This window comes from Nocardia sp. NPDC006982 (assembly GCF_042869435.1).
In the GTDB taxonomy this organism is placed as follows: domain Bacteria; phylum Actinomycetota; class Actinomycetes; order Mycobacteriales; family Mycobacteriaceae; genus Nocardia.
In genome coordinates this window covers 1,653,978-1,679,727 of the sequence record NZ_JBIAFV010000001.1, presented here as the reverse complement: position 1 = coordinate 1,679,727, position 25,750 = coordinate 1,653,978, and the positions used below count along the sequence as shown (strand labels likewise).

Below are 25,750 nucleotides of genomic sequence, written 5' to 3'. Positions count from 1 at the left end.
GTTGCGTTAGGCCAACAGAACGGCAAAGTCGCAGGTCAATGGCCTGCGGCTTTGTCGCGTTTGTGTCGTTATCCGAACCGTTTCCGTGCTGCGCTGGGCGGAGCTGCCGTACTCGACAGGTGCCCGGACACGGCGACTACATCGTTCACGCCGATGCTGATGCGCATGAGCAGGCACACCTCGGTGAGATCCCTGGGGAAATATGCGCGGCCGTCCGCAGCGGCGCTGGTCCGGTGGCAAGCACAGACCGACCCCGCCGCGCGACGGCGGCGATGATCGGTGAAGGTAGTGGTGTGACGGTGAATCCGCCCCGCAACCCGGATGGATCAAGTCAAGACACATGACCTTCCAGGAACACGCTAGTAGCCGCGACTCGCGAGGGATCGTTCGACAAAGCCCTTGGCGACTTCCTCGAACGTCTCGAGGAGCGTGTTCGCCGCTGGAGTGAGACGCTGTTCGGCCAAGTGCGCGAGCAGAACTCGCCGGGACGGGGCTCCGTCGGTCAGCGGAATCACGCGGACGTCTTCTCGCAGATTCGACAGCGCAAGTCGGGGTGCCAGCGAAACGCCGAGGTCGACCGCCACCATCGCCTGTGCTTCCTGATAATCGTTGGCCGCGAATGCGACGAAAGGGGTGAATCCTGCTGCGTTGCAAGCCCTTTCCAGGGCGAGCCCGACTGGATGCTGGTCCGCACGAATAATCCATTGCTCGTCGGCGAGTTCGCGCATCGCGATTGTTTTCCGATCCGCGAAGCGATGGTTGACCGATACGACGAGTGTCGGTGGATCGATGAGGAGTTCATGCACCGCGAGCTCCTGATCGTTGACGCGAGCCCACGCGTAGTCCCAGAGCAGCGACAGTTCGACCTCGCGCGTATCGAGCATGGCGCGCAGTTGTGCGAAGCGGGAGCTGCGCACAGTCAACGCCACGGCGGGATGACGAGCCTTGAACAGTTTGACCACCGACGGCAACAGGCTGGATCCGGCCGTGGGAAATGTTCCGATCCGCACGGTGCCCGAGCGGAGTCCGGCGATGTCGTCGAGCTCTCTGCGCGCGGCAAGCAGTTGAGTCTCGATGCGCTCGGCGCGGCGGGCCAGCGTTGCCCCTGCCTCGGTCAGCCGGATGCCGCGCGCATGCCGTTCCAGCAGCGGTTGGCCGGCCTCGTTCTCGAGCTTGGCGATTTGCTGGGAGACCGCGGAGGTCGTGTAGCTGAGTCTGGCCGCGGCTGCCGTGATGGAGCCTGCGCGCACCACCTCGATCAGCAGCAACAGGCGACGAGTATCGAGCACGGCGCAGCTCCAGTGTTTAGTAGAAGTTAATCCTTATCGATATTTTCGAAATTGTACTCCAGCCTGCGATGACGCACGCTTGTCCCTGTCACCGTGACCCAGCTCATGAACGAGTTCGGATTGTGCGGTGCTTCACAAATCCTCTTCACGAGTGAAAGGCGGCCGGACTGGTGTTCACACTCCGCGGGACCTGGATGCGCGGAGGGACCAGCAAGTGCTGGCTCTTCAACGCGGTGGATGTAGACCCCTTGATCGTTCCGGCGGGCGGGGTCGACGCGATCCTGACATCGGCCTTCGGCTCGGGCGACCCCCGCCAACTCGACGGTGTCGGCGGCGGCAGTTCCACCACATCGAAGGCCGCGATCGTCCGGCGCTCCAACGCGCGCGGCATCGACATCGACTACCTGTTCGCCCAGGTGGCGATCGGGGACCGGCAAGTCGAATGGGGCAGCAACTGCGGAAACTGCGCGACAGCGATCGGTCTGTACGCGCTGCAAGCAGGGCTCGTCCCGGTCGACGCCGAGACCACGACGGTGCGCATGCGCAATGAGAACACTGGCGCGATCCTCACCGCCGAGATCGCCACCCCGGGTGGGATCGTCCCCGCCGAGGGCACTGCCGCGGTCCCGGGCACCAGCGCGCTCGGCGTCCCGGTCTCGCTGACCTTCACCGACCTGGCCGCCGACCACCGATCACTACTGCCGACCGGTGCGGCGTGGGACCGGGTCACGGTCGGTGACAACGACTACCGAGCCACCCTGGTGAGTGCCGGTGCCCCCGCCGCGCTGCTCGATGCCGCCGACCTGGGGCTGACCGGCGCCGAGGACAATCAGGTGATCGCCGAGCACGTGCCCCTGCTCATCGCGCTACGCGGAGAATCCTCGCTGCGGATGGGGCTCAACCGAGCCGGGGCTCCCGTTTCGCAGGCGATCCCGAAGGTCGGCATCATCGGCCCACCACGCGACTACCGCACCAGCGCGGGGCAGGATATCAGCGCCGAGGAATACGACGTTTCGGTCCGGATGGTCTCCATGCTCGCGCCGCATCCCGCGATCGGGCTCACCTCGGCTGTCGCGGTGGCGGCCGCGGTGACCGTGTCCGGCAGCGTTGTCGCCGACAATGCCCGCATCCGGTGGCCCGGGTCCCTTCGACTGGGCACCGCGGCCGGTGTCCTGCACCTCGACATCGCCGCGATACCGGAGGCAGGCCTCGAATCGGTCACCTTGCACCGAGCCGCGAGGCGCATCGCTACCGCAGAGCTCTTCGTCACGCCGCCTGCGGTCCTGGCCGGCTCCGCATGACGGTCAGGCTCCGGCGAGCCGCCGGGAATTCCGATGTGAACTGCCGAATCACCACAGCTCGACGAGGTGGTCGACGACAATCGGCCCCAGGCCGACCGCATTGCCCCGGCCGATCCATCACCACCGGGCGAATAGTCGGCGAACTCATGGACATTGATGTCCAGGATGAAGGAAACACATGAAAGTCACGATCGACAACCTGACCCTCTCCTATGCGGGCAACACCGTGGTGCGCGACCTCGATCTCGACATCGCCGACGGCGAATCACTGGTGCTACTCGGGCAATCCGGATGCGGTAAGACCAGTGCGATGCGGTGCATCGCCGGCCTAGAAACCCCCGACGCCGGACGCATCGCCATCGGGGATCACGTCGTCTACGACTCGGCGAAAGGCCGCGCCGTTCCGCCGCACAGGCGCAATGTCGGGATGGTGTTCCAGTCGTACGCGGTCTGGCCGCACCGCACCGTCTTCGAGAATGTCGCATTCTCGTTGAAGATGCAGAAGGTCGGAAAGCAGGAGATCCGCACGCGAGTGCTCGAGGCGTTGGATCTGGTGGGTCTGCGGGAACTGGCCGACCGCGGTGCCAGCCTGCTCAGCGGCGGGCAGATGCAGCGGGTCGCGCTCGCGCGAAGCCTGGTCATGCGACCGAGCGTGTTGCTGCTCGATGAGCCGCTGTCGAACCTCGACGCCCGCCTGCGTGAACGCCTCCGGATGGAATTGCGTGAACTGCAACTGCGACTCGGACTGACCACCGTCTACGTCACCCATGACCAAGTCGAGGCGTTCGCCCTGGCCGACCGCATCGCACTGATGCAGCAGGGGCGCATCGTGCAGATCGGTACCCCGGAGGAGATCTACACCAAGCCGACCTGCGCATCGATCGCGGACTTCCTCGGCGTCGGCAATATCTTCCGCTGCACACCCAGCACCGGACAACGCGGCGTGGTGCAGCTCACCGACTACCCGTCCATCGCGGTTCGGGTGGAGGCCACACCAGCCGAGACCGACCCGATAATCGTCTGCCTGCGCCCGGAGGATCTCCTGGTCACGGCGGTAGACGAGAGCACACCGACCGGACAGTTCTGGAGCGGCCGCGTCGAAGTCGCCAGTTATCAGGGCGCCTCGATCCGCTACCGGGTGACACTGGACGATGGACCCGAAGTAGAAGCCATCGCCACCGGCCACGCCAGTCGGGTGCTGGGAATCGGCGAGCGCGCAAGGGTCGCCGCCGTCCCCGGCGGGGCCCAAATCCTGCGCGATGACCGCGTCGAGACGACAGCGGTGCCAGCATGAGTAAGCAAACCCTCCACGCAGTGGCGACGGCAACCGATCACCCGCACTCCGAGCAGGTCGAGACCGCGCCGAAAACCGCAGCGCCCCACTACCGGCGGCCCCGGCTGCGCCGCTGGTTCCCGGTGCTGCTGCAACTGGCCCTGCTCGCGCTCATTGTGTTGTGCCCGATGTTCTTCATCGTCATGGGCGCGTTCACCGACAAGTCCGAACGCACCTCGCTGTTCGACTTCGGCGACTTCACCCTGGACAACTTCCGTGTGCTCGGTTCCGCGACCGCACGATCAGCGATGCTGAGTTCGGCCGCGGTCGGCATCGGCGCATCACTGCTGGCGCTGGTGATCGGCTGCACCCTCGCCTTCCTCGCGGCCCGAACCGACATCCCCGGCCGCAAACTCGTCTACGGCATCGGCATCGCCCCGCTGTTCCTGCCCGCACTCGTAGGTTCGCTGGCGTGGGTACTGCTGGCGGGGCCCGCCAGCGGCTATCTCAATCTGGCGTTGAACAGCATCGGCCTGCCGAACGCGATCAATATCTACAGCTTCGGCGGGATGATCTTCGTTCTCGGCCTGTACTACGCGCCGTACCCGTTTCTCATGGTGCACTCGGCGCTGTCGCTGATGAACCCCGATCTCGAGGACGCGGCCAGCCTGCACGGGGCCAAGCTCACCCAGATGCTGCGCAAGGTCACTTTCCCACTGGTCATGCCAGCCATCGTCGGCTCGGGCATCCTCGTGTTCGCCCTGTCGGTGGAGAACTTTCCGGTCGCGCAGGTCATCGGTGTAGCAGGCGGTATCGACACCCTGCCGACCATGATCTTCCGGCTGATGAACGCCTCGCCCGCGCGCTCCAACGACGCGGCCGCCGTCGCTGTCGTCCTCACGGTGCTCCTCGTCGTGGTGGTCGCGTTCCAACAACGGGCGATGAGCGGCAAGCAGTACACCACCGTCACAGGCAAAGGTGTGCGAGCCCGCAAGGTGCCGCTGCGCGGCTGGCGCATCCCCTGCGCCATCTTCGCCTGGGTGTACTTCGCGCTGGCGGTGGCCCTGCCGGTGCTCGCGCTCATCCTCGCGAGCTTGCAGACCAGTCCCTATGTCGCTGACCTCGCGCAGTTGGGCCGCCCCGGCGCGCTGTCGTTCTGGGGCATGGGACAGACACTGAAGAGTTCCGATTTTCACCAAGTCGTGCTCAACAGCGTCACTGTCGGCGTCGCGACCGCCGCGATCGGAACCACACTCTGCTTCGCCCTCGCCTACACCCGGTATCGCACCAACGCACCCGGCCGCAAGCTACTCGAATACCTCGCCATGCTCCCGCTGGCCGTACCCGCCATCGTGCTCGGACTCGGACTGCTGTGGACCTGGCTGGCCATGCCGGTACCGGTCTACGGAACCCTCGCCGTGCTGGTCATCGCGTTCGTCGCGGTCTTCATCCCCCAGGGGTACCGCGGCGTGTCGGCCTCGATCATCCAGCTCGACAAGGACCTCGAAGACAGCGCCGTCATGCTCGGTGCCCGCCGACACCGTGCGATCAGCTTCGTCACCGCACCACTGCTGCGGGTCGGTCTGTCCTCCACGTTCCTGCTGCTGCTGATGCTGTCCATGCGAGAACTCACCGCGGCGCTGTTCTTGTTCACCTCCGACACCCGATTGCTGTCGATCGCGATTTTCGACGCCTACGACAACGGCTCCTTCCAAGCCGCGGCCGAACTCAGCCTGCTGTATTGCGTCGTCATCGCCACCCTCGCGATGCTGTCGCGCCGACTCGGATCCAAGGAAACCGTCTGATGAAGAAGATCGTGATCGGCCTGGGCGCCATCGTCTTGGCCGGCCTCACCGCCTGTGCGCCGCCGCCGGCAGGCCCGCCCTTGGCCGGACCGGCCCAGAGTATCCAGCGAGACGACGCTCTGATCATCAACGGTGAGCAAATCGCCGACCAGAGCCTGTGGGCACAGGCCAGAGCCGAGGGCAAGCTCACCCTTTACAGTGGCTACACCCAAGCCAGCGAAGCCACACTCCTGCACCAATTCGAAGCCGACACCGGCATCCAGGTCAAACAGATCCGGCTCACGCCCAACCGCCTCTACGAGCGAATCGTCGCCGAGCACGGCGCCGGCAAACTCAAGGCCGACGTCGTGCGCATCTCCGATGCCGGATTCGTGCACGGCCTCGCCGAGCGGGGCGTCTTCCAGCCCTACCAACCAACGACGGCGACGAATATGCATGATGACGTCATCTTCGACGGCGGCAGTTATTACCGCACGTTCGACCCCATCTACACCTTCGGCTACAACACCGCGCTGGTCCACACCGACGCCGCGCCGACCAGTTGGCGATCCCTACTGGACGACCGGTGGTCGAACAAGCGGGGAATCGCCCAAGCCGGCGCCGGCGGCAGCGCCCTCGCACTGACCCGATTCCAGCGCGCAGTGCTCGGCGACGATTACTTACATCAATATTCTTCCGGGGCAAGGGTTTTCGATTCAATCGGCGCCCAGCTCGACGCGCTGGCCCGCGGCCAGATCGACGTGGGCACCGTTGTCGTCAGCGCCGTCAATATCGCGAACAACGCGAACGCGCCGGTGAAATTCGTCGTCCCGGCCGAAGGCGTTACCGCATACGACTACTACACCGGAGTCGCCTCAACAGCAACCAATACCGCTGCCGCGAAACTGTTCCTCAACTGGAACCTCTCCAAACGTGGCCAGCAAGTCTTCGCCGATATCGGTGAGTACTCGGTCCGCACCGATGTCGCCGCGCCCAAGGTGCGCGGCGTGCAACTGCCCGATTACACCGACTCCAAGGTGCATCGCATTACCCCCGCCGAGTCGATCAGCAACGCCACCACCGACCAACGGGCCTGGAACGCGATCTTCGGTTACAACCAATAGACGCGAACCACGACCGCCCACCACGTCACAACCTGACGCGGTGGGCGGTTCCGATACCGAGGAACACCCTCGATGGACCTGGATGCCCTCAACTTCCGTACCTTCTCTACGAGGCAGCGGCTGACTCCGCGCCTGAGCGCGCAGCTCGGACAGCGCGCGGTCCAGGTACTGTCTTGGATGTCACCTGCCGCGTGCCTACCGGCTTGATGCGCAGCTGGGGCCCTTCGGCCGTGGGATGGTTCGGATTGATCAGCGTTGGGCTCACTGTTGTGTGGCATTGCGCGAACACCTTGCGTGCGTTCAGCCAACGATGAGCATCGATTGTCTCCGAGCGATCCAGAGTCGTCAGCCCGACACTCTCCGGGTGGGCTGTCTATGTAGCGAGAGTAGACGCACGCTCATGGCCGAATTCCGGATGTGTAGTCGCACCAGTTAGGGCCTCAGCACGATTTTGCCGTGGGTGTGTTGGCGTTCGAGTTCGGTGTAGGCCTGGCGGACCTGTGTCAACGGGTAGACGTTCGCGATCGGGACTTCGAGGTGTCCCTCAGCGATCAGGGCGGCCAATTCGGCGAGTACCTCGGCGCCCGGCCTGGCGGTGGTTCCTGGTTCGGTCTTGACTCCGTACTTTGCGGCCGCGCCGAAATCGGCGATGGTGTCGATCCGCTCGACGGCGACGCCAAGAGCGAGGGCCAGTTCGACGTACCCGCCGCCGTGGGTGTCGATAAAGGCATCGATGCCGCCCGGTGCGGCGGCCTTGATCCGGTCGATGACGCCGTCACCGTATACGACCGGGATCACGCCGTGGCTTCGCAGCCACTCGTGGTTGTGCTGGCTCGCCAGGCCGATGACCGTGGCTCCGGCACGGCGCGCGAGCTGAACGGCGAGCGAGCCGACTCCTCCGGCTGCTGCGGAGACGACAACGGTCTCCCCCTTGTCGAGTTGCACGGAATGTACTGCCCCCCAGGCCGTCACGCCGGCGACGTATAGGCCGCCAGCCACCTCCCATGAGACGTCGTTCGGTTTGAGTGTGAGGTTGTCGACGTCGACCAGGACCAGCTCGGCCTGAGCGGCCCGCTTCTCGGAGAACCCGATCACCTCGTCGCCGACCGAGAATCGGTCGGCTCCGCCGCCGACTTCCGCGACAACCCCGGCGAGATCGCTGCCCTGCCCGGACGGAAAGGTCGAGGGAAAGATGTCAGCCATCGCGCCGGTTCGGATGGCTGCCTCACCGGGGTTGATGCCTGCCGCTTTGACCCGCACGAGGACCTGCTCGTCCCTGGGCACAGGTCGGTCGATCTCGTCGACCCGCAAGACCTCGATTCCGCCGAACTCGTCGTATCTGACTGCCTTTGTCAATGTCGTGCTTCTCCTCGGACGCGCGACGCGTGGCTGACTTCGAGAACGGGAATGGTGGCCACCGGTGTGCCCGTCACCAGGGCACCGTTCCGGCGTCGTCGAAGAATCCTCCGGTCGGGCCGTCGTCGGGCAGGGTCGCGAGGCGAATCGCGATGGCCGCACCCTGTTGCGGTGTACGGACGCCGAGAAAGCCGTTGAGGTCGGTGGCTGTGAAACCGGGACAGCCGGAGTTGATCAAAATGTTGGTATCACCCAGTTCCTTGGCGTACTGGACCGTGACGGCGTTGAGGAAGGTCTTCGAGGCCAAGTACGCAGCAGGAACTGGGCCCATATCGATGCCGGGCGTGGTTTGCAGGGCGAGCGAACCGACGCTGCTGGACATGTTGACGATTCGCGGTGAGGCCGAGGCGCGCAGCATCGGCAGCATAGCGTTGGTGGCCCGGATGACCCCGATCACGTTGGTTTCCACGACGATTCGCACGGTCGCGGGATCGACCGTGGTCGGTGTCTGCGGCATACCACCGGTGATTGCGGCATTGTTGACCAGAACATCGAGCCCTCCAGCGTGGTCGGCGATCAATTCGGCCGCCGCGGCCACACTTGCGTCGTCGGTCACATCGAGCGGCACACCGAACGCATCGGTTCCGGCCGCGCGCAACTTCTCCACCGCGGTGTCGCGGCGTTGCCGATCACGCGCACCCACACCGATTCGCCAGCCGAGCGCGCCCAGGCCAGCGGCGATCTCGTATCCGATTCCCTTGTTCGCGCCGGTCACCAGCGCAATCGTCCGTTCACTCACACCGCTGATCCTGCTGCGGTTGCGGGTGCAGCGTCCAAGACCGATCGGGTGGGCGGCGATACCGCACGGGTATTGGTCGCGGTCATCGCCGGATACCATGACCTGGTGGAGACGCGGGAGATGCGATACTTCGTCGCCGTCGCCGAGGAGTTGCACTTCGGGCGGGCGGCACAACGGCTCGCGATCGCACAACCACCACTATCACGAGCCATTCAGCAGCTCGAACGGCGGCTCGGAGTCGTCCTGCTGCACCGCACCGCTCGCGCCATCGCCTTAACCGAGGCCGGGGCGGTGCTGCTGCGAGAGGCCCGGACCGTGCTCGACGCGGTCGAAGCCGCCGAGCGGCGCACCCGCCGCGCCGCGGCCGACCAGCCCGGTCTGGTGCTGGCCGCGAAGGCAGGAGCGTCCAGCGAACTGTTGTCGAAGCTGCTGGACGCCTACGCCGCCGACCCCTGCGCTGTCGCAGTCGAGGTCGTGCTCTGCGGGCCCGGCGAACCGGAAAGCCTGCTACGCAACGGGAGTGCCGACGTTGCTCTGCTTCAGCGGCCGTACGACACGACAGCCGGATTCGACACCGAGGACCTGCACACCGAACAGCAGATCGTGGTCCTGCCCGCGGGGCACCCCTTCGCCCACCGACCCCACATGTCGATGGCCGAGGTCAACGCCCTGACGGACCTGCCCCTGCCGCGCTGGCCTCGACAGGACGGAAGTTATCCCGATGGCCCCGGCCCGCAGGTGCGCGACCATACCCAGTTGACCCAGCTGATCACGCTCGGACGGGCCTGCGCGGTCATGCCCGAGTCGCTGCGAGCCCAGCTACGCGACGATCACGCCATCGTGCCCGTGCCGGACGCACCGGCGGTCACAACCGTAATCGCCTGGCCACCACACAGCAGATCCAAAGCCGTCGCCAACCTCGTCCGTACCGCGGTACACCTGTAGCCGATAACCTCCGCGAATGCCGCTGAGGGTGCGATCCACAGTCGCACGACAGTGGCCTGCCGCTCGGCGGCTTCCTGCTATCGAACCCCGTCCGCCACGCGGGTGCCAACGGGTTCGACCCGGATCTGCGGCCCATCCGCCGTCAGGGTGTTCGCGTTGTGGAGCGTTAGGCCCCACCCGCTGGCGAAGCCGCAGGTCATTGACCTGTGGCTTCGCTGCTGTGTGGCATTGCGCGAGCACGTCGCGGAGGTTCGGCCATCCGCGAGCCGGCGACGCTGACCCGAAAACTCCGGCATGGACAGGCATCTGCGGAAACGGCAAGGCGATTCCGGCCGAGTACGTAGCACCGATCGACCAAGCCCTCGAACAACACGGCAATCCGGAAGCAAAGTCATAACTCCGCGTGCACGCTGTAGCCGCTTACGGCGCTGATCGGATCGACCACGGCCTGACACAGCAGCGGCATGTCAACTGGCACCTGTTTCGGTGTTCAGGTACACCACGAGATCGCGGGGCAGGCCGTGGGTGTCGTGCAGGTAGTGGTAGTCGTCGTCGGTCAAGGGGCCGGTGAAACGGCTGTGGGACAGGACCTTTCGTCCGCGCTGGAGCAGCAGATCGAATTTGCGTTCCTCATCGAGCAGGATGGTGCGCACCTGGCGCAGGCATCGCTGCAGGCTGGTGAGTCGCTTGCCCAGCGGGTGGGATCGGCCCATCAGATATGGGGTCAACGGGTGCATCCCGGAGGTGGTGAACAGCATCGGATCCCCCGGCGAGGGAATGAGCGATCCGCCCGGTGTGAGTTCGTGCCCGCGTTCGCGGAAGAAGTCGAGGAAGGTCTGAACGGTCTGGTCTGTCGTGATCACGGTGGTTGCTCCATCGATGTGAAATCGACCGGAAGCGACCGCATATGGCAAGTCCGGCAACAACACCGGCGCACACCAGCCGACCGTTTCCGGTCGCCGGCATGGGAGAAAGGGGTCAGGCGGCAGCGACCGGCGAGCTGAGAGCTCGTGCGGCCGCGGCGACGATTCGTGAATTGACCTTCATGGCTGCACGGTAGCAGTCAGCCCGTGCGAAGCACGACCGATTTACCGGCGTCGATTTGAGTACGGCGGCGGCCCGACCTGGTTGGGTACGCTCGGAATGCCAGGGATGACAGCTTATTTCGGTTTGCTCGACGTCGATGGGTTGCAGGCCGGAGAAACGGTGGTGGTTTCCGCGGCTGGGAGGACCCGGATGGCCGTTTCCGTCACCCTCGTAAGCACCATGACGACCTCGTGCAGGGTGTAGTGGTCGATGCGTATTACAAGGCAGCGCTGGTCGACAACCCAGCACCACTCCCACTGCCGACCGGCTCAGCTAGCTGATCGCGCAGGATGGCTCTGGCCGATTTCGGATGCCGCACAGGACTTTTCCGGTTCGTGCGCAGTGGACCGAGCGTATCGATTGCCGAGGTGACCGGTCGGCTGCCCAGACTCGAGGCAACCTGGGGCGTTCGTACTCGGAGGGTAGACAATGCCGGCGCCGGTCGCCTGTGTGCGGTGAATGAGAAAGTGCCCTTCGAGCTGGGAGGATCGCTGTTGTCTAGGCAGTGATCGGTCCGGTTGTGGACCACTCGCACATGCCGATGGCTCGGACACGGCCACCGGTTACTCTTTGACGAAGGCAGCAACGGTTGGAGAGGTTGACGGCCATGGGGACATCACGGGATCCTGATCTTTCGTCCAGCGTGATCGACAAGGCCAGTACCGCGGCGATCTCAGCGGCGTTGCCTCGGCATGGGGTGGACAGCCTGGGTGAACGAGCGCGCGCAGCAGCGGTTTTCGGTGAACCCGTCACCGCCGGCGGTATCACCGTCATTCCCGTAGCACAGGCACGGTTCGGATTCGGCCGAACCGGGTCCAGCGACGGAGCCGAAGGAGGCGGAGCCGACGTACGCCCCCTGGGCTACATCGAGATCCGCGACGGTACAGCCCGATATCGCCCGATCGGCAACCAGTGGAGCCGCGCCGTCGCGCCACTGATCGCACTCGCCTCGGGGCTCTCCGTTGCGGGGATAATCCGCGCCGTACGTAGATCCCCCACGCATAACTCCAAGCACACGGTTTGAGACCGCCCGCCCCCACTTCAACCTCTCGCCCCCCAGAACCGAACCGACCCCCACACCCAAAGGCCCGGAACCTCGATGGCCGCGGGCCTGTGCCACCAGAAGGCTATGCAACGACCCTGTAATAGCCGCATGGCGCGCTGGCTGAACCGGTCACGATAAAGTTCGGCGAGGTTGGTCATGATCGGCGCGCCGTGAGGCCACGTGGTCGCGCGGAATGCATTGTCGGGCTGTGTTAGTCGCCGTTCAACGGTCGCGCGTCCGGGTTGTCGCAGCCTCGGACGCGACGTTTTGGATGAGGCGCAGCAGGGCGAGCGCAGTGGCCGAAGTGAGGTCAGGTGGGTCCTTCGGGACGACGACTCTGGGTTCCGTTGATCTCGCGCTGTCATGCGAGAGGCGTGTGAGCGTCGACCGGGCGGTCTCGACTGAGCGGTCGACCGGGCGAACGTTCCGCTGTGCACGGAGAAATCGCATGTAACCACGCGAAGGTTTGGGGCAATTTTGGGATGGGTTGAGTCTGTGTCGCGCCTGTGACGCAATCCAGACGGTTTCCGTTCCACTGAGCGTCTGGCCATCGGGTGCATTTGGGGCGTGTCGCAGGTCCGGGAGGTCGTGTGGGGTGGCGACGGGCGCGATGCTGATTCCGTGTGATTGTCCGGATTCGTACAGTTGGTTGCTTGGTTCTCGCGGCGGCGAACTTTTCGAACAGTTCCCGGAGCCGGCTTACCGCTGCCGGAGTTGTTCTCCATGCGGTGTCCTGCCAGCGGGGGCGGCGAGCTCGTCGGCGCTCGTGCCGGACGGTGAGTCCCACCGCGTCACTGAGGTAATCGAGTGGAGTTGTCGCGGTGGAGGGGGTACCGGCCGAACATCGGCGGGCCGTAGCCCTGGTGCCCGTGGCTACTTGTACTTGCCCGGTGGCACGCGTGCCGATGTAGGTTGCGCACCATGCCAAGTGATGCTCAGTTGAAGATCCAAAACGCCATTCACCGTGCCCTGCTCAAAGTAAGCGGCGGGAGGTTGGGCAGGACGATTGTGGGGATGCCGACCCTCGAGCTCACCACGATCGGTCGCAAATCCGGTGAGCCGCGGAAGGTCATGCTGACCGCGCCGGTCATCGATGGCGAGATGATCGTGATCGTGGCCTCGCGCGGTGGTGATCCCACCCATCCCGCGTGGTTTCTGAACCTGCGTGACCATCCCGATGTCGAGGTGGCGCTGCAGAGTGGTCCCAAGCAACCGATGGCGGCTCGTGTGGCCACCGTGGAAGAACGCGCGGCGTTGTGGCCCAGGGTCGTCGCGGCGTACGACGGCTACGCCGGCTATCAGCGCAAGACCACCCGTGAGATCCCGCTGGTGCTGTTGACGCCGAATCGGTGAGATGTTATTCCTGGCGGAATCCTCGCCAGCCCAGTCGGCGTGCGGCGATCTGATTGCGGTTGGCGACCCGCCCGCTGTCGGACACCGATGTTAGCTCGGCACATCACTTGATGGTCATCGACACCGGACCGGCGCCGATGACCATCGAGGGGCGCTCACTGAGCTGGGCCATCACGGGATATCGCGGCTGTGGAGGTCAGTGGGTCGGGGTGGTGTCGTCCGGTGTGGAGTACCAGCGGCGGATGTCGTCGGGGGTCGAGGTGGCGGAGTAGTTGAAGACAAATCGGCAGCCGGGTTGCAGTGTGTGAGCGGTGTTGACGATCGCTTCGAAGAGCACCGTGTTGCTGGCGACCCGGCGGATACCGGCACCGATGAGCACGGCGTCATAGTGCTTGGCCGCAAGCCACTTTCGGGCCTTTTCGGCACCGGCGTCACCGAGGTCGATGAGGCAGTTGTCGACCTCGTAGCCGGCGGCGCGCGGTCCGGCGACATTGTCGTCGTTGGCCTTGGATAGGACGTCCTTGGTCAGACCGGGGAATTGACTGAAGTCGGGGGAGGTGTAATCGATGACGTCGGGGTGCAGGCCGATCTGGATCGCGGTCACGGTCATGGGAATGCTCCTTTCGACGGGGTTGGGGTTCAACTCTTTTGGGTCCAGAAGGCTAGGGGGTCGCGCCAGCCGTGGTCGGCGGCGGTGCGTCCAGCCCAGGCGATGTAGCCGTCGGGACGCACCAGCAGGGCGGGGCCGGTGTCGGTGCGTTCGGCTTGGATGAGATTCGTTGCGACGGGGGCGGTGCCGCGTTCCCGGATGAGGACGAAGCCGGGTGTGCGCTGTAGCACGGTGAGCCGGTCTCCCCGCAGGGGAGTCTCCGTGGCGCGGGTTCCGACCAGCGGGGACTGGCCGCGGCCGGACGGGTAGCGCAGGGTAACTCCGGCGAAGCTGCCCGCGATCGCGTCCGAGATCGGGCCGAAGCCAAGCACTTTCGGGGCAATTCGGTCCCGCATCCAGCGCGCGACGCGCGGTTTCACCGTGACCGCGCGCATCATCGCGCCGCTCTGCCGCAGGACGCGGCGGCCGATAGGGTGGCGTTCGGCGTGGTAGGAGTCGAGCACCGCGTCGTTCGCGCCACCGAGGACGGTGTCCAGCTTCCAAGCGAGATCGGCGGCATCCTGGATGCCGGTGTTCATGCCCTGCCCGCCCATCGGAGAGTGTATGTGTGCGGCGTCGCCTGCGAAAAACACACGTCCGGAACGGTATTCGTGGATCTGGCGCTCATCGCAGTGGAAGCGGGAACGCCAGCTGATCTCGGCCACGCCGACATCACGTCCCATCGCCCGTGTGAGCACGTCCACCACCTCGCGCTCGTCCACCGGCTCGGAGTCCGGCAGCTGGTTGCGGCGATCCCAGGTCATCGACCGGTACCAGCGGGAGCCGGAACCGTCGCCGTAGGGGACGAGGAATCCGAAGCAGTCGCGGGTGTCGCCGAGCGTCAAAGCCACACCGGCTGGTCCATTGGTGAGCAGCACATCGGCCAGCACCACCGAGGACAACACCGACTTGCCCGCGAATTCCACCCCGAGCAGGGTTCGGATGGTGCTGTGGGCACCGTCGGCGGCCACCAGATACGTTGCGCGCCAACGGGTTGTCTCGGTGTTCACCGGTGCGTCCTTGTGGTGGGTCGTCACCGTGACACCGTCGCGGTCCTGCACCAGGCCGACGACCTCGACACCGCGATGGATATTTACTCCCTGTGCTTCGGCATAGCGGGCCAGGGCCTGGTCGACATTGGTCTGCGGCGTGATCAGCGCGTAGCGGTACCGTGAGGGCAGGTGAGTCAGATCGACCTTCGCACCCGCGAACAGGTTCACCGCCGGTGTGGTGGCGCCCTGTGCGAGTAGATCCTCGGCCAGACCGCGGGCGTCGAGGACTTCCAGGGTGCGAGCCATGGTCGCGAATGCCCGGCTGGCCGGGTTGATCTGCGGCCATCGCTCCAGCACGTTCACCGACCGTCCGGCGCGAGCGAGATCACCGGCGGCCGTCATGCCGGTGGGGCCACCACCCACCACGATGACATCTGCAGAGTTCACAGGCGTGTCCACGACTGCTTCTCGACCGCGGCGATTCCGTGGCAGGCCATCGGCTCGATCAGCCGCGGGAACGCATCTTGGACGATGTCTTCGGCGTCAGCCGCCGAACCGAGCATTCGATACGCCAGACCGAGCAATCGTGCCCGATGCCGCTCGAACATTTCGACCGTCCCTGCCGCCATACGGCAAGCATGACAGGGGCGCAGCCAGTCATACGCCAGCTTCACGCACCTCACCGCCGATCTCGACCCCGAGGCCACCGTGCACGCCGACGCAGCACAGCAGCATACAAAAGGTGCACGTACCTCATGTCGGGTCGCCCGCTTCTTTTCGAGGCTGGAAATGATCGAACCGGGCATCGTGCCGATCGGCCGCTGGTGTCCGACACATCTGATGGCAGTTCGGAGTTGATGTCGACCCCGATGGCCTCGGTAGAACTTGATGTTCTCGCCGTCGGCTGTCGAACTGCAATTGGACCGGCCGCTTTTGCAGGTAGCAGGAATACCGGCTCGGGGGGAGAATAGATTCTTGAACCCTTTGCGCCCTTTTTCGATGGAATACGGGCAGCCCGCCGAAATCTCGGCCTCGATATCCGATTCGTGACCAGGGGACTCGATGAAACCCACGGTAACGACCAGCCCGGAATCTGTGGAGGGAGCTGACCTCGGGCCGCCGCCACGTACTGGAGCGTCCATGGGCGATACCACCGCTTCGGTCACCGAAAAGCCGAGCCAGGCTAGGCCGCATCGCTGGGGCTTCGGCATCGACGTGGGCGGTACCGGCGTGAAGGGCGGCGTCGTCGATCTCGGCACCGGGCAGCTGATCGGCGACCGCTTCAAACTCCCGACCCCGCGGCCGGCTACTCCGGAGACTCTCGCCGACACGATCCGCGAGGTGGTGAAGCACTTTCAGTGGGAGGCGCCGCTTGGCGTCACCTATCCGGGGGTGGTCAGCGGCGGCGTAGCCCGTACCGCCGCGCACCTCGACAAGTCTTGGATCGGAGTGAACGCCCAGGAGGTGATCAGCGCCGAACTCGGCGGACAGCCGGTGACCCTGCTCAACGACGCCGACGCGGCGGGATTGGCCGAAGTCGAGTTCGGTGCCGGCAAGGACAACGACGGCGTCATTGTGCTGCTGACGTTCGGCACCGGCATCGGTTCGGCGGTGATCCATAACGGTGTGTTGTTGCCCAACACTGAATTCGGTCACATCCAGGTCGGCGGAATGGAGGCCGAGCGTCGGGCCGCCGCGTCGGTCAAGGAAAGGCACGCCTGGAGCTATAAGCGGTGGGCCCCGGAGGTGACGAAGGTGCTGGTCGCCATCGAAAACGCGATCTCGCCCGACCTGTTCATCGCCGGTGGCGGGGTCAGTCGCAAGGGCGACAAATGGATTCCGTTGCTGAAGAACCGCACGCCGGTGGTGGCCGCCGCGTTGCAGAACACTGCGGGGATCGTAGGGGCAGCAGTGGCTGCGTGTGCCGATCCAACGTGCGCAACCAGCCCGCTCGGCGGCAGCGGTCGTCCTCGCTGGGCTTGATCAGCCGGGCCCGGCCGTGGTGGCGGCGGATGTTGAACCCGAGAAAGTCACATCCTTGCCCCTGACGGTGGATGGGTACCGAAGGTCAGAACTGGACGGTGGCGTGCATTTCCCAGACCAGGATCTCGGCGGGCTCGCTCGCGGTGACCTGCTGGCCGCCGGTGGCGGTCAAGCGCACCGCGTCGCCGGTATGCAGCGGGCCAGTACCCTCCAGTGTCACCGCGCCGCGGGCCACGAACAGGTGCAGGAACGGCGCGTCGGGCAGGTGCACCGACTGTCCTGGGGCGAGCCGCGCGGCGTACAGGGCCGCGTGCGAGTTCCGGATCCGGATCGCGGCGTGGCCATCATGTTTGCGCATACCCGAGGCAACCGGCAGCAGACCACCGGACAGCAGTTCCGCCTCGATCTCCAGCTGCTCGTAACCGGGGGTAATACCGGCCTCGTCGGGCGCCACCCACATCTGCACGAAGTGCACCGGGTCCTGGTGGACGTCGCCGCTGAGCCGCCAAGAGTCGTTCTTCTCCGAGTGCAGGATGCCGGTGCCGGCGCTCATGCGCTGGGCCAGGCCGGGGTAGATCACGCCGTTGTGGCCGGTGGAGTCCTGGTGGACCAGCGAGCCCTCCAGTACCCACGTGACGATCTCCATGTCACGGTGTGGATGTGTGTCGAACCCCGTACCGGGATCGACGATGTCGTCGTTGTTGACCAGCAGCAGCCCATGATGAGTGTTGGCCTGGTCGAAATGGTGGCCGAAGGAGAACGAGTGCTTGGAATCCAGCCAGCCGAAGTCGGACTTGAACCGGTCCTCGGCGCGGCGGATGTCGACGGTGGGAGTCAAGTCGATGGTGTTCATGAGGTGCTCTCCTCCAAGATCGGTGCCGGCCTGATCGCCGACCGGCAATTTGGTTTCCATGGAAACTAACCCGCGGCGGAGCGAAACCATTCCGCCATCGATCATGTGGGCGAGAAAAGGACTGGATCGGCTACGAGAGGACCAGCCCTGCAGCCCCTCCCGATCGAATTCCAGGCCGGAACCGAGAACCTGCTCTGCTCGGATCAGAAGAGCGTCAGCAGGTGCAGGTCGTCGATGTACTTGTGGATGAGGGCGGGGAAATGTGGGGGATGTCGGCGTCGGGGCCGAGCTTGGCCTGCTGCACGGCGGCGCGGAAGAGGTCGGCGGGGAGGACGGAGCCTCGGGTGGGCTCTTCGGGGTGCGGTAGGCGTCCAGAAGCGGGAGGACGGATTGCTGGCGTTGCTGCTGGGATAGGGCCAGCAGGGCGGCCCGGAAGCGGGACAGCCATTCGCCGAGGTCCTCGAGCCCCGGGGTCTGCCCGCGCACGTCGAGCAGCACCTGGCCACCATGGCGCTGCTGCACCGCGCCGGACGCTACGACCGAGCCACCGACGACGTCGAGAAGATCACGGGACAGCCGCCATCCACGGTTGGGCGGTACATAGCCGAACACTCGGAACTGTTCTCATAATGCTCGTGATATGCGGCGTCGTGAGGATGCTCGGCACACCATCTTCAACGGCACAGCGCTGAGCCGGGCGTAGCGTCGCCGAAGAACGAGAACGTGCGGGACTTCCTGGCCACCCGCCGCGCGAAGATCACCCCGGACATATAGCCGGGCTGCCCCCGATCAGCCGAGCGATGAGAACACACGATGGCGACCGGATGGCAGTGGGAGCGCCGACGCCGGCTGCGGGGCACCTGCGTGATCGGAGGGACCTATCAACCTGTCGGCGTTACTTCTTGGACAACGGCATCGATGGCGAGAACACTGGCAGCTGACGCGCGAATGGACACAACGGTCCGTGCGCGGAACTTTCGAATGGACCTCAGTCCGACAATTGCCCGCGCCGTTGAAGGGATCTGTCATGGCTGTCGATTACACCAACCGGCCTGCCCCGGGGAGTGGGTCCGGTGAGCCGCGAGATAGGGACGGTCAACCGAGTTTCCACCCCTACGATCACCCGGCGGCCGGTTGGGGTGCGGCCAAGTCGGTCACGGAGTTCATGATCGGCAAGGAGAAGGAGCCGATCCTCGGGGCTCGCGCGATCATGAAGATGAACCATGAGAACGACGGGTTCGACTGTCCCGGCTGCGCGTGGCCTGATTCGATCAAAGGCATCCACCTCGACATTTGTGAGAACGGGATCAAGCACGTCACCTGGGAGATGACGCACAAGCGGGTGGGCCGGGATTTCTTCGCCGCCCACAGCGTGACCGAACTGACCGGCTGGAGTGATCACGACCTGGAGGACCAGGGCCGGCTCACCGAACCCATGGTGTACGACCCGGACACCGACCACTACGTCCCGATCGGCTGGGACGAGGCTTTCAAGCTCGTCGGGCGGACCCTGGGGGAGCTGGACGACCCGAACCGGGCGGCGTTCTACACCTCGGGCAGGCTCGGCAACGAGGCCACCTTCCTCTACCAGCTCATGGCGCGGGAACTGGGCACCAACAATCTGCCCGACTGCTCGAACATGTGCCACGAGGCGAGCGGGCGGGCGTTGCAGGCCGCCCTGGGGACCGGGAAGGGCACCTGCGACCTCGAGGACTGGGAGACCACCGACGCGCTGTTCATCATGGGCGTCAACGCGGCCTCCAACGCGCCCCGCATGCTGACCGCGCTCGCCGAAGCCGACCGGCGCGGTGCGCAGATCGTGCACATCAACCCGTTGATCGAGGCGGGTTCGCGGCGCACGATCATCCCGCACGAGATGCTGCACATGGCGACCTTCCACACCACACCCACCGGCACGCTGAATCTGCAGACCCGGATCGGCGGTGACTTCGCGGTCATCCGCGGCATCGCCAAAGCGGTACTCGAGCAAGCGCAGACCGATGCCAAGGCCCTCGACCAGCTGTTCATCGAGCGCCACACCACCGGATTCGACGCGTACCGCACGAAGGTCGAGGCCACCTCGTGGGCCGAGATCGAGGAGAAATCCGCGCTGACCGAGGCTGAATTGCGCCGCGCCGCAAAGATTTACCGCGATGCCGACCGCTCGATCATCAGCTGGTGCCTCGGTATCACCCAGCACGAGCACGGCGTCGACACGATCCGCGAGATCGTGAATCTGCTACTGCTGCGCGGCAATCTGGGCCGCGAAGGTGCAGGGCCTTCGCCTGTGCGCGGACACAGCAATGTGCAAGGCAACCGCACCTGCGGAATCGATCACCGGCCGAAGCCGGAGTTCCTGGACCGCTTGGCGCAGGTCTGCGGGATCGATCCGCCGCGCGCACACGGCTTGGATACCGTCGCGACCATCGAAGGCATGCACGCCGGGACCGTCACGGTATTCGTCGGCATGGGCGGCAATTTCGCGCTGGCGGCCCCCGACACCGCGTACACGTTCGACGCGTTGCGGCAGTGTGCGCTGACGGTGCAGGTCAGCACCAAACTCAACCGCAGCCATCTGGTGCACGGCACCCGCGCGGTGATCCTGCCGTGCTTGGGCCGCACCGAACGCGACGAGCAACGCGGCGGCCTGCAACAGACCTCGGTCGAGGATTCGATGGCGATGGTGCACCTGTCCAAGGGCATGAAGAAGCCCGCGTCGCCGCATCTGCTGTCCGAGCCGGCCATCATCGCGGGCATCGCGAAAGCCGCACTGCCGCACAGCAACACGCGATGGGACTATTACGTCGAAGACTATGACCGCATCCGCGACACCATGGCCGAGGTCATCGACGGTTTCGAGGATTTCAACCGCCGTGTCCGCCTGCCACTGGGATTCCGGATCAAGCAGCCCGCACGGGAACTGGTGTTCCTCACCCCTTCGGGCCGAGCGGAATTCTCCGCCGCCGATCTGCCCGATCTCAACCACGATCCGGGCACCCTGACCCTGGCGACGATGCGTTCGCACGACCAGTGGAACACCACGATCTACTCCCACAACGACCGCTACCGCGGGGTGAAAAACCTTCGAACCCTGGTCTTCATGAATGAAGACGACATGCGCGACCGCGACCTGACGTTGTTCGACGAGGTCGACATCACCAGCATCGCCCGCGACGGCAGCACCCGCTCGGTCCACCGCTACCAGGCGATTCCGTACGACATCCCCCGCGGCTGCGCCGCCGGATACATGCCGGAACTGAACGTGCTGTGCGCGATCGGCGACTACAGCACCCAGAGCGATCAGCCCATCATGAAGAACGTGAAGGTCACCATCGAACGCTCCCGCTGAGACATCAGAGGTCCCGAGCCCGATCAGACCTATTATCGAACTCCGGGGCCGTCGAGAGGCGCGGTTGAGGCAGTGCCGGACCACGATGTCGAAGGGACGCAGCGCGACCTGAGTATCAGTGTCGCGGCAGAGTTGGCCGCGGTGGGTTTTGACGATGCCGAGGTAATCGGTCGCGGCGGTTTCGGCGTCGTCTATCGATGCGTCGAGCATTCGCTCGAACGCGCGGTGGCAGTGAAGGTACTCGGTGCGGAAGGAAGTCCTGACCAGCGGGACCGCTTCCTCCGCGAGCAGCGGGCACTGGGCCGATTCTCCGGGCACCCGCACATCGTTCAGGTGTTGCAGGCCGATGACCGCGACCGGTCGCCCCTACTTGGTCATGCCGTTCCACGCGAGCGGCTCGCTGCTGGCACAGATTCAGACGGCCGGGCCTCGCGGCGCGGGTTCGCAAGTTCTACATCGCGACCGCGTGGACTCCGGTGCACCAGCACGAGGACTCGCGGGTTCGTGAATACCTCGCAGTTGTGCGGTTCACGATAGGTCGCACTCAGTTGGCGGCGATCAACGTCTGCGCCGATGGACGCGAGGGCGGCGCCTGGTACACGACGATGACCGAACGCGATAGCCGGCAGTTGCCTCTCGGGGAGCGTACCGAGTGGTCTGAGATCATGTGCCACGGTCGGGACATTCAAATGGCGTCCGCGTGGGTGCGGCGTCCGCGCCGACGGCCAGCTCGCGGACGAGCCGGTGATGGGTACCCGCGTCGCCGAGAATCCAACCACCGCCGTGGATATCAAGGACAGTCGGCAAAGACTTTTCGGTACCGACGGGCTTGATGATGCGGCCAGCCTCGGCCGCCGCGCCACCGGAATTGGAGAGCTACCACACGATCGGGCAGCTCTACGCCGCCCTCGAATCCGGGTTGCGCACCTTGACCGAAACGCTCGGCGAGGACGTGGTCTTCTGCGGCGACCCGAACCGGCAGTTGCAGGAGATGCACTTCAGCAGCGGTGGGGGACAGGTCATTCCGGTGCACGATCTGAAGTCGGCGTTGGTCGCGCTGGCCGAGATCATCGAGCAGGGCGAAGGCGCGGCCCGAACCGAGGTGCGGGACGGCGACAAGGACGTCTTCCATCCCGAGCGCGAACAGGTCGCCCACTACTACCGTTTCGTCGAACTGCAGCAAGGCCGCCGGTTCCGCGCCGGTGACACTCCGCAGTCCGGCCCCACCGGCGAATCGATCGCGACCGATCCCGATGGGGTACTTCCGATGCGGCCCAATCCGCGTACCACCGACTATCCGAAGGGCAGTCCGGTGCGGCTGGCGCAGGAGGAGTTCAACAACACCTACTGTCTGCTGCTGTATCTGCTGGAGGACACCTTCAACGGCAACCCCGCTCAGATGCGAGACGCCCTCGGGGCGATGTACGCACTGAAATCCCAAGCCCAGGCGCTGATGAAGATGCCCAGCGGTGACGGTCGCACTACCGCGGGCCCCACGTTCGAATACGTGCCACTCGATCAGCGCGCGTGAGCGCACGGGCGCAAGCCCCTTGCCGGATCCGGCCGAGTCGCGAGATAAGAGCGGGAACACCGGGTTTCAGACGGCTCCCCGGAGTATGCGTCAAGCAGAGCGTGGCTGGTCCCACCCGCCGCCGGATACACCCGAACCTAGAAAGCGCACAATGGCTCTGGCTCAGCAGGTTTCACGAATTCGTGCCCGGCGGGCCGCCCGGACCCGCGCCGCGCCCGCGGAGCCGCATGTGGTGGTGGTCGGCGCCGGGTTCGCCGGGCCCGCGGCGGCCCGCGGGCTGCTCCGCCGCCTGCGCGGCCGGGCCCGGATCACGGTCATCGACCAACGCGACCACTTCGTCTATCTGCCGCTGCTCCCGGAGGTCGCGGTCGGCCGATAACCCCAGACGACCTGCCAGTCGCGCACCAGCTCGACCGGCAAGCGCCAACCCGATCCCGATCAGCATCGACCTTGATTGATCAGTTCGGCGCGACCATTTTGCGGTCAGACCGTCGACCTGTTCGGCGAAAGTTTTTGCCGTGCAATCAGTGTTCGGACAGAAGAACCGCCGCACAACCAAACACAGAACCATTACTCGTCCAGCGATCGCCGCATCGGCCAATCGACGCTGATAGCGGGAATGCACACGCGCAGAAACGGTTCCGCATCCAGGACACCGACCAGCCACGGCGGCAACAACGGCTTCCACAACTACCGCATCACCATCACCACGAACTTCACCGATCACCAAATCATCCAAGTGCGGCAACAACTTCCGAACAAGATCACCCGAACACGCCCGCCAGAACTACCAGCCGCGTCCAGGACCCCAACAGCGACACGCCGGACTGAACGTCACGGAGAGTGCGCCAGAGCCAAGGTTCGGGATGGTCAGGTCGCCAACCGTCCGATCTATGCCGCGATCGGTGTCACGGTCAACGGTGAGAAGGACATCCTGGGACCCCCCCGTGTCCACCGAACCGGGAACGGTCCAGTGCCGCGCTTGTGGAGTGCGTCTTTTATTGTGCTGGCGGGCGTGCCGGTGAGTTGGCTGCAGGTCGCGAGGGAGTGGCCGGCGAGGTAGAGGTTTTCGAGGTGGTCGATGTCGGCGTCGGTGAGAGGTTGGTGGCGCCGGGTGACGCCTTCTCGGGTGAGTAGGTTCAGGACGGCCGTTTTGGAGATGCCGTATCGGTCCGCGAGTTCGAGTGTGGTTGCGCCGTCGCGGTAGGTCTGGACAAGTTCGTCGATGGTGTGGCGGGGGAGTCGGCGTTGGATGTTCCGGGCTGGTTTGGCCTGCGTCGGCGTGGCTGATTTCCGCTGCCGCCGCTTCGATTCGGTGGTGTCGGATTGGATTCCGGCCGTGAGGTTTTCGAGTTTCCGCAGGTCATCCCGTTTCGCGTAACGCCCAGCCAGGTCCACTTTGTTTGTGCAGGTCGGCGCCGGTTTCTCTCAGTTCTGTTGGTCTTCGTGCGATATACGTGCAACAGCTGCGCATTGTTGCCGACCGATTGGGCGGGGAGAAGCGCCTGCTTTCGTTCGGTGCACGGTTCGTCGCGCAGGTGTGGCCTGGCGACACGCTCACAACGACGGTGACCGTCACTTCATCTGGTCGCGGTACCGCGAAATTCCAACACCCGGCGCAGGTGGCCTCGGCGGCCCCGTCGTATCTAGCGGACAGTTCTGATCCGGAGAACCGCGAGTGCACCGAGGCAGGTAAGACCGGCGACCGCCGGGTAGAGCGCGGCGTATCCGCCAAAGGCGGTGACGATCGCGGCTGCGGCCACTGGAGCGATCGCGGCCGGTAGGGTCGCGGCGATGTTGATCAAACCGAGGTCTTTGGCGGCACTTTCAGGATTCGGCAGCACTTGAGTGACCAGGGCCTGGTCGACCGACACGAAGGTGCCGAATCCGACGGTCAGAATGATCGTGGACGCGGCCAATCCCGGCACCGTCGGGATGGCGATCGGCACGAGCGTGGCGAGCGTAAGAAGCAGCCCCCCAACCAGAACGAAAGGTTTGCGCCTGCCGATGCGGTCGGAGAGGGGGCCGGCGACAAGTGTGGCCAGGATGAAGCCGGGCAAGCTGATGAGGTTGAGCAGGGATACCACGCGTGCGGCTTGCGTAACTCCGAGTCCGATGTAGTCCTCGGTGATGTAGAGCTGATAATTCAGCAGCATGAAGTAGCCGGCGCAGATGAGGAACCGGCCGAGGAAAACCCAGTAGAAGTCCGCATTTCGGCGCGGGTCGATCCACAGCGAGGCCATGACGACGGCGAGCGAGAAGGGCGGGCGAGACTGAGCGCGGTTGTCGCGGTCGGGATTCAGCACCAGGAACACGAGTGCGGCGATCAGTATCGTCGCGGCCGCAACCAGATAGCCGGTGGAGATGCGATGAAGGAAACTCGCCCCGAGCACCGGAGCGAGCACCCCGGCCGTGATCACTCCGAGCCCCGCCAGTGTCGAATAGCGGCCTCGACGCCGGGGAGGTACTCGGTCCGGCTGGATCGCGGTCAAGGGGCACGCGAAGGTATTGAATCCGAAATGCGCCGCCATCGCCGTTACGGTGAGCACAGCGATGGACGTGGCGAATCCCGTGCCCACCAACGACATGCACCCGATGGCCAATCCGGCGACCATCCACGGTGTGCGGGCACCGAATCGGCTGCGCGTCCGGTCGGACAGCAGGCCGACCAACGGCTGCGCCACGAGCCCGGCGGCGGCAGCTGCCGCGTGTACCAGAGCCAGGTTGTGGACCTTGTCCGCATTGTTCATCGACTGCACCTGCAAGGCGGTGAAGTATCCGATGATGCCGTAGGCAAGCTGCGGGCAAGCGGAGGCGAACGGGACCGTCGCGAACAACCGACGGAGCGCGCGGTCGGCCGGGAACGCCGTATCGGCGAGCGAATCTCGCGCAGGCGGGGCGTGGTGCCCAGCGGCAGGCGCCTTGGACATGTCGTGCACGGAAACCTCTGCTCACTCGGCCGGGCACAGCGGCGGCGCTGCCGGAGCGCCACCGCCGACAATCGATGACGGTGTCCTGGTGGTGCAGAGCCGCGATGG

General features: G+C 65.2%; 20 protein-coding genes and 6 pseudogenes. 15 read left to right on the top strand and 11 right to left on the bottom strand.

Annotation, left to right across the window (positions count from 1 at the left end; translation table 11 throughout):
* Positions 1 to 359 precede the first annotated feature (359 nt).
* Positions 360 to 1,289 carry a LysR substrate-binding domain-containing protein gene (locus tag ACFYOW_RS07590; protein WP_387285462.1) on the bottom strand — a complete coding sequence of 310 codons (930 nt, stop codon included), beginning with the start codon at positions 1,287 to 1,289 and terminating at the stop codon, positions 360 to 362.
* Positions 1,290 to 1,483: 194 nt separating this feature from the next.
* Between ACFYOW_RS07590 and ACFYOW_RS07585 the strand changes: the two genes are divergently transcribed.
* The 4 genes from ACFYOW_RS07585 to ACFYOW_RS07570 all read left to right on the top strand — a co-directional run bounded on the left by ACFYOW_RS07585 (position 1,484) and on the right by ACFYOW_RS07570 (position 6,771).
* Complete coding sequence (locus tag ACFYOW_RS07585) at positions 1,484 to 2,590, top strand: PrpF domain-containing protein (RefSeq protein ID WP_387286065.1); 1,107 nt, start codon at positions 1,484 to 1,486, stop codon at positions 2,588 to 2,590.
* A 178-nt stretch (positions 2,591 to 2,768) separates the two neighbouring features.
* Positions 2,769 to 3,884 carry an ABC transporter ATP-binding protein gene (locus tag ACFYOW_RS07580; protein ID WP_387285460.1) on the top strand — a complete coding sequence of 372 codons (1,116 nt, stop codon included), beginning with the start codon at positions 2,769 to 2,771 and terminating at the stop codon, positions 3,882 to 3,884.
* Positions 3,881 to 5,668: an ABC transporter permease gene (locus ACFYOW_RS07575; protein ID WP_387285459.1), complete on the top strand. Its 1,788-nt coding sequence runs from the start codon at positions 3,881 to 3,883 to the stop codon at positions 5,666 to 5,668. Before ACFYOW_RS07580 ends, ACFYOW_RS07575 begins: the two co-directional genes overlap by 4 nt.
* Positions 5,668 to 6,771 carry an ABC transporter substrate-binding protein gene (locus tag ACFYOW_RS07570; protein ID WP_387285457.1) on the top strand — a complete coding sequence of 368 codons (1,104 nt, stop codon included), beginning with the start codon at positions 5,668 to 5,670 and terminating at the stop codon, positions 6,769 to 6,771. The genes ACFYOW_RS07575 and ACFYOW_RS07570 overlap by 1 nt, the downstream gene beginning before the upstream one ends.
* Positions 6,772 to 7,203: 432 nt before the next feature.
* Here the strand turns inward: ACFYOW_RS07570 and ACFYOW_RS07565 are convergent, their stop codons facing one another.
* Positions 7,204 to 8,127, bottom strand: coding sequence for an NADP-dependent oxidoreductase (locus tag ACFYOW_RS07565; RefSeq protein ID WP_387285455.1), 924 nt, complete (start codon positions 8,125 to 8,127; stop codon positions 7,204 to 7,206).
* 73 nt (positions 8,128 to 8,200) lie between these two features.
* Positions 8,201 to 8,926 carry an SDR family NAD(P)-dependent oxidoreductase gene (locus tag ACFYOW_RS07560; RefSeq protein WP_387285453.1) on the bottom strand — a complete coding sequence of 242 codons (726 nt, stop codon included), beginning with the start codon at positions 8,924 to 8,926 and terminating at the stop codon, positions 8,201 to 8,203.
* Positions 8,927 to 8,974: 48 nt separating this feature from the next.
* On the opposite strand from ACFYOW_RS07560, the gene ACFYOW_RS07555 reads away from it, so the two are divergent.
* Positions 8,975 to 9,871, top strand: a complete 897-nt coding sequence (locus tag ACFYOW_RS07555) for a LysR family transcriptional regulator (RefSeq protein ID WP_387285451.1) — start codon at positions 8,975 to 8,977, stop codon at positions 9,869 to 9,871.
* A gap of 467 nt (positions 9,872 to 10,338) precedes the next feature.
* Here ACFYOW_RS07555 and ACFYOW_RS07550 read toward each other — a convergent pair whose 3' ends face one another.
* The gene (locus ACFYOW_RS07550; protein ID WP_387285449.1) at positions 10,339 to 10,734 is read right to left on the bottom strand and encodes an alanine--tRNA ligase-related protein; all 396 of its coding nucleotides are present in this window, start codon (positions 10,732 to 10,734) and stop codon (positions 10,339 to 10,341) included.
* A 256-nt stretch (positions 10,735 to 10,990) separates the two neighbouring features.
* On the opposite strand from ACFYOW_RS07550, the pseudogene ACFYOW_RS07545 reads away from it, so the two are divergent.
* The 3 genes and pseudogenes from ACFYOW_RS07545 to ACFYOW_RS07535 all read left to right on the top strand — a co-directional run.
* Positions 10,991 to 11,095 (top strand): annotated as a pseudogene (locus tag ACFYOW_RS07545) (NADP-dependent oxidoreductase); the annotation flags it as partial.
* 469 nt (positions 11,096 to 11,564) lie between these two features.
* Positions 11,565 to 11,981, top strand: a complete 417-nt coding sequence (locus ACFYOW_RS07540) for a GerW family sporulation protein (RefSeq protein WP_387285447.1) — start codon at positions 11,565 to 11,567, stop codon at positions 11,979 to 11,981.
* 942 nt (positions 11,982 to 12,923) lie between these two features.
* The gene (locus tag ACFYOW_RS07535) at positions 12,924 to 13,355 is read left to right on the top strand and encodes a nitroreductase/quinone reductase family protein (RefSeq protein ID WP_387285445.1); all 432 of its coding nucleotides are present in this window, start codon (positions 12,924 to 12,926) and stop codon (positions 13,353 to 13,355) included.
* A gap of 196 nt (positions 13,356 to 13,551) precedes the next feature.
* On the opposite strand, the gene ACFYOW_RS07530 is transcribed toward ACFYOW_RS07535, so the two are convergent.
* The 3 genes and pseudogenes from ACFYOW_RS07530 to ACFYOW_RS07520 form a co-directional block, all read right to left on the bottom strand.
* Complete coding sequence (locus ACFYOW_RS07530) at positions 13,552 to 13,965, bottom strand: hypothetical protein (RefSeq protein ID WP_387285444.1); 414 nt, start codon at positions 13,963 to 13,965, stop codon at positions 13,552 to 13,554.
* A gap of 29 nt (positions 13,966 to 13,994) precedes the next feature.
* Positions 13,995 to 15,443: an FAD-dependent monooxygenase gene (locus tag ACFYOW_RS07525; RefSeq protein ID WP_387285442.1), complete on the bottom strand. Its 1,449-nt coding sequence runs from the start codon at positions 15,441 to 15,443 to the stop codon at positions 13,995 to 13,997.
* 59 nt (positions 15,444 to 15,502) lie between these two features.
* Positions 15,503 to 15,625 (bottom strand): annotated as a pseudogene (locus tag ACFYOW_RS07520) (sigma factor); the annotation flags it as partial.
* Between the two features lie 40 nt (positions 15,626 to 15,665).
* On the opposite strand from ACFYOW_RS07520, the pseudogene ACFYOW_RS07515 reads away from it, so the two are divergent.
* Positions 15,666 to 15,854 (top strand): annotated as a pseudogene (locus ACFYOW_RS07515) (SAM-dependent methyltransferase); the annotation flags it as partial.
* A gap of 282 nt (positions 15,855 to 16,136) precedes the next feature.
* Positions 16,137 to 16,979, top strand: a complete 843-nt coding sequence (gene ppgK, locus ACFYOW_RS07510) for a polyphosphate--glucose phosphotransferase (protein ID WP_387285441.1) — start codon at positions 16,137 to 16,139, stop codon at positions 16,977 to 16,979.
* 85 nt (positions 16,980 to 17,064) lie between these two features.
* Here ppgK and ACFYOW_RS07505 read toward each other — a convergent pair whose 3' ends face one another.
* Positions 17,065 to 17,832 (bottom strand): pirin family protein, encoded by a 768-nt coding sequence (locus ACFYOW_RS07505; protein ID WP_387286063.1) that lies wholly within the window; start codon positions 17,830 to 17,832, stop codon positions 17,065 to 17,067.
* 1,027 nt (positions 17,833 to 18,859) lie between these two features.
* Between ACFYOW_RS07505 and ACFYOW_RS07500 the strand changes: the two genes are divergently transcribed.
* Entirely contained in the window at positions 18,860 to 21,181 is a 2,322-nt protein-coding gene (locus tag ACFYOW_RS07500) for an FdhF/YdeP family oxidoreductase (RefSeq protein WP_387285439.1), read from the top strand.
* 72 nt (positions 21,182 to 21,253) lie between these two features.
* Positions 21,254 to 21,611, top strand: a pseudogene (locus ACFYOW_RS07495) (protein kinase); the annotation flags it as partial.
* Between the two features lie 233 nt (positions 21,612 to 21,844).
* Here ACFYOW_RS07495 and ACFYOW_RS07490 read toward each other — a convergent pair.
* Positions 21,845 to 21,988 carry an alpha/beta hydrolase fold domain-containing protein gene (locus ACFYOW_RS07490; protein WP_387285437.1) on the bottom strand — a complete coding sequence of 48 codons (144 nt, stop codon included), beginning with the start codon at positions 21,986 to 21,988 and terminating at the stop codon, positions 21,845 to 21,847.
* Positions 21,989 to 22,013: 25 nt separating this feature from the next.
* On the opposite strand from ACFYOW_RS07490, the gene ACFYOW_RS07485 reads away from it, so the two are divergent.
* Together ACFYOW_RS07485 and ACFYOW_RS07480 are read left to right on the top strand one after the other, a co-directional pair.
* Positions 22,014 to 22,712 (top strand): ferritin-like domain-containing protein, encoded by a 699-nt coding sequence (locus ACFYOW_RS07485; protein ID WP_387285435.1) that lies wholly within the window; start codon positions 22,014 to 22,016, stop codon positions 22,710 to 22,712.
* Between the two features lie 151 nt (positions 22,713 to 22,863).
* On the top strand, positions 22,864 to 23,091 hold the full coding sequence (locus tag ACFYOW_RS07480) for an NAD(P)-binding protein (protein WP_387285433.1): 228 nt from the start codon (positions 22,864 to 22,866) through the stop codon (positions 23,089 to 23,091).
* A gap of 162 nt (positions 23,092 to 23,253) precedes the next feature.
* On the opposite strand, the pseudogene ACFYOW_RS07475 reads toward ACFYOW_RS07480, so the two are convergent.
* Positions 23,254 to 23,379, bottom strand: a pseudogene (locus ACFYOW_RS07475) (transposase family protein); the annotation flags it as partial.
* A 186-nt stretch (positions 23,380 to 23,565) separates the two neighbouring features.
* On the opposite strand from ACFYOW_RS07475, the pseudogene ACFYOW_RS07470 reads away from it, so the two are divergent.
* Positions 23,566 to 23,652 (top strand): annotated as a pseudogene (locus ACFYOW_RS07470) (transposase); the annotation flags it as partial.
* A gap of 706 nt (positions 23,653 to 24,358) precedes the next feature.
* Here the strand turns inward: ACFYOW_RS07470 and ACFYOW_RS07465 are convergent.
* Complete coding sequence (locus tag ACFYOW_RS07465) at positions 24,359 to 25,642, bottom strand: MFS transporter (protein ID WP_387285431.1); 1,284 nt, start codon at positions 25,640 to 25,642, stop codon at positions 24,359 to 24,361.
* Positions 25,643 to 25,750 lie beyond the last annotated feature (108 nt).

Coding starts and splice junctions, on each gene's coding strand:
- ACFYOW_RS07585 (WP_387286065.1), top strand. CDS start 1,484: ATGCGCGGAGGGACCAGCAAGTGCTGGCTCTTCAACGCGGTGGATGTA.
- ppgK (WP_387285441.1), top strand. CDS start 16,137: ATGGGCGATACCACCGCTTCGGTCACCGAAAAGCCGAGCCAGGCTAGG.
- ACFYOW_RS07485 (WP_387285435.1), top strand. CDS start 22,014: ATGATGCGGCCAGCCTCGGCCGCCGCGCCACCGGAATTGGAGAGCTAC.
- ACFYOW_RS07580 (WP_387285460.1), top strand. CDS start 2,769: ATGAAAGTCACGATCGACAACCTGACCCTCTCCTATGCGGGCAACACC.
- ACFYOW_RS07500 (WP_387285439.1), top strand. CDS start 18,860: ATGGCTGTCGATTACACCAACCGGCCTGCCCCGGGGAGTGGGTCCGGT.
- ACFYOW_RS07530 (WP_387285444.1), bottom strand. CDS start 13,965: ATGACCGTGACCGCGATCCAGATCGGCCTGCACCCCGACGTCATCGAT.
- ACFYOW_RS07505 (WP_387286063.1), bottom strand. CDS start 17,832: ATGAACACCATCGACTTGACTCCCACCGTCGACATCCGCCGCGCCGAG.
- ACFYOW_RS07480 (WP_387285433.1), top strand. CDS start 22,864: ATGGCTCTGGCTCAGCAGGTTTCACGAATTCGTGCCCGGCGGGCCGCC.
- ACFYOW_RS07575 (WP_387285459.1), top strand. CDS start 3,881: ATGAGTAAGCAAACCCTCCACGCAGTGGCGACGGCAACCGATCACCCG.
- ACFYOW_RS07570 (WP_387285457.1), top strand. CDS start 5,668: ATGAAGAAGATCGTGATCGGCCTGGGCGCCATCGTCTTGGCCGGCCTC.
- ACFYOW_RS07535 (WP_387285445.1), top strand. CDS start 12,924: ATGCCAAGTGATGCTCAGTTGAAGATCCAAAACGCCATTCACCGTGCC.
- ACFYOW_RS07540 (WP_387285447.1), top strand. CDS start 11,565: ATGGGGACATCACGGGATCCTGATCTTTCGTCCAGCGTGATCGACAAG.
- ACFYOW_RS07465 (WP_387285431.1), bottom strand. CDS start 25,642: ATGTCCAAGGCGCCTGCCGCTGGGCACCACGCCCCGCCTGCGCGAGAT.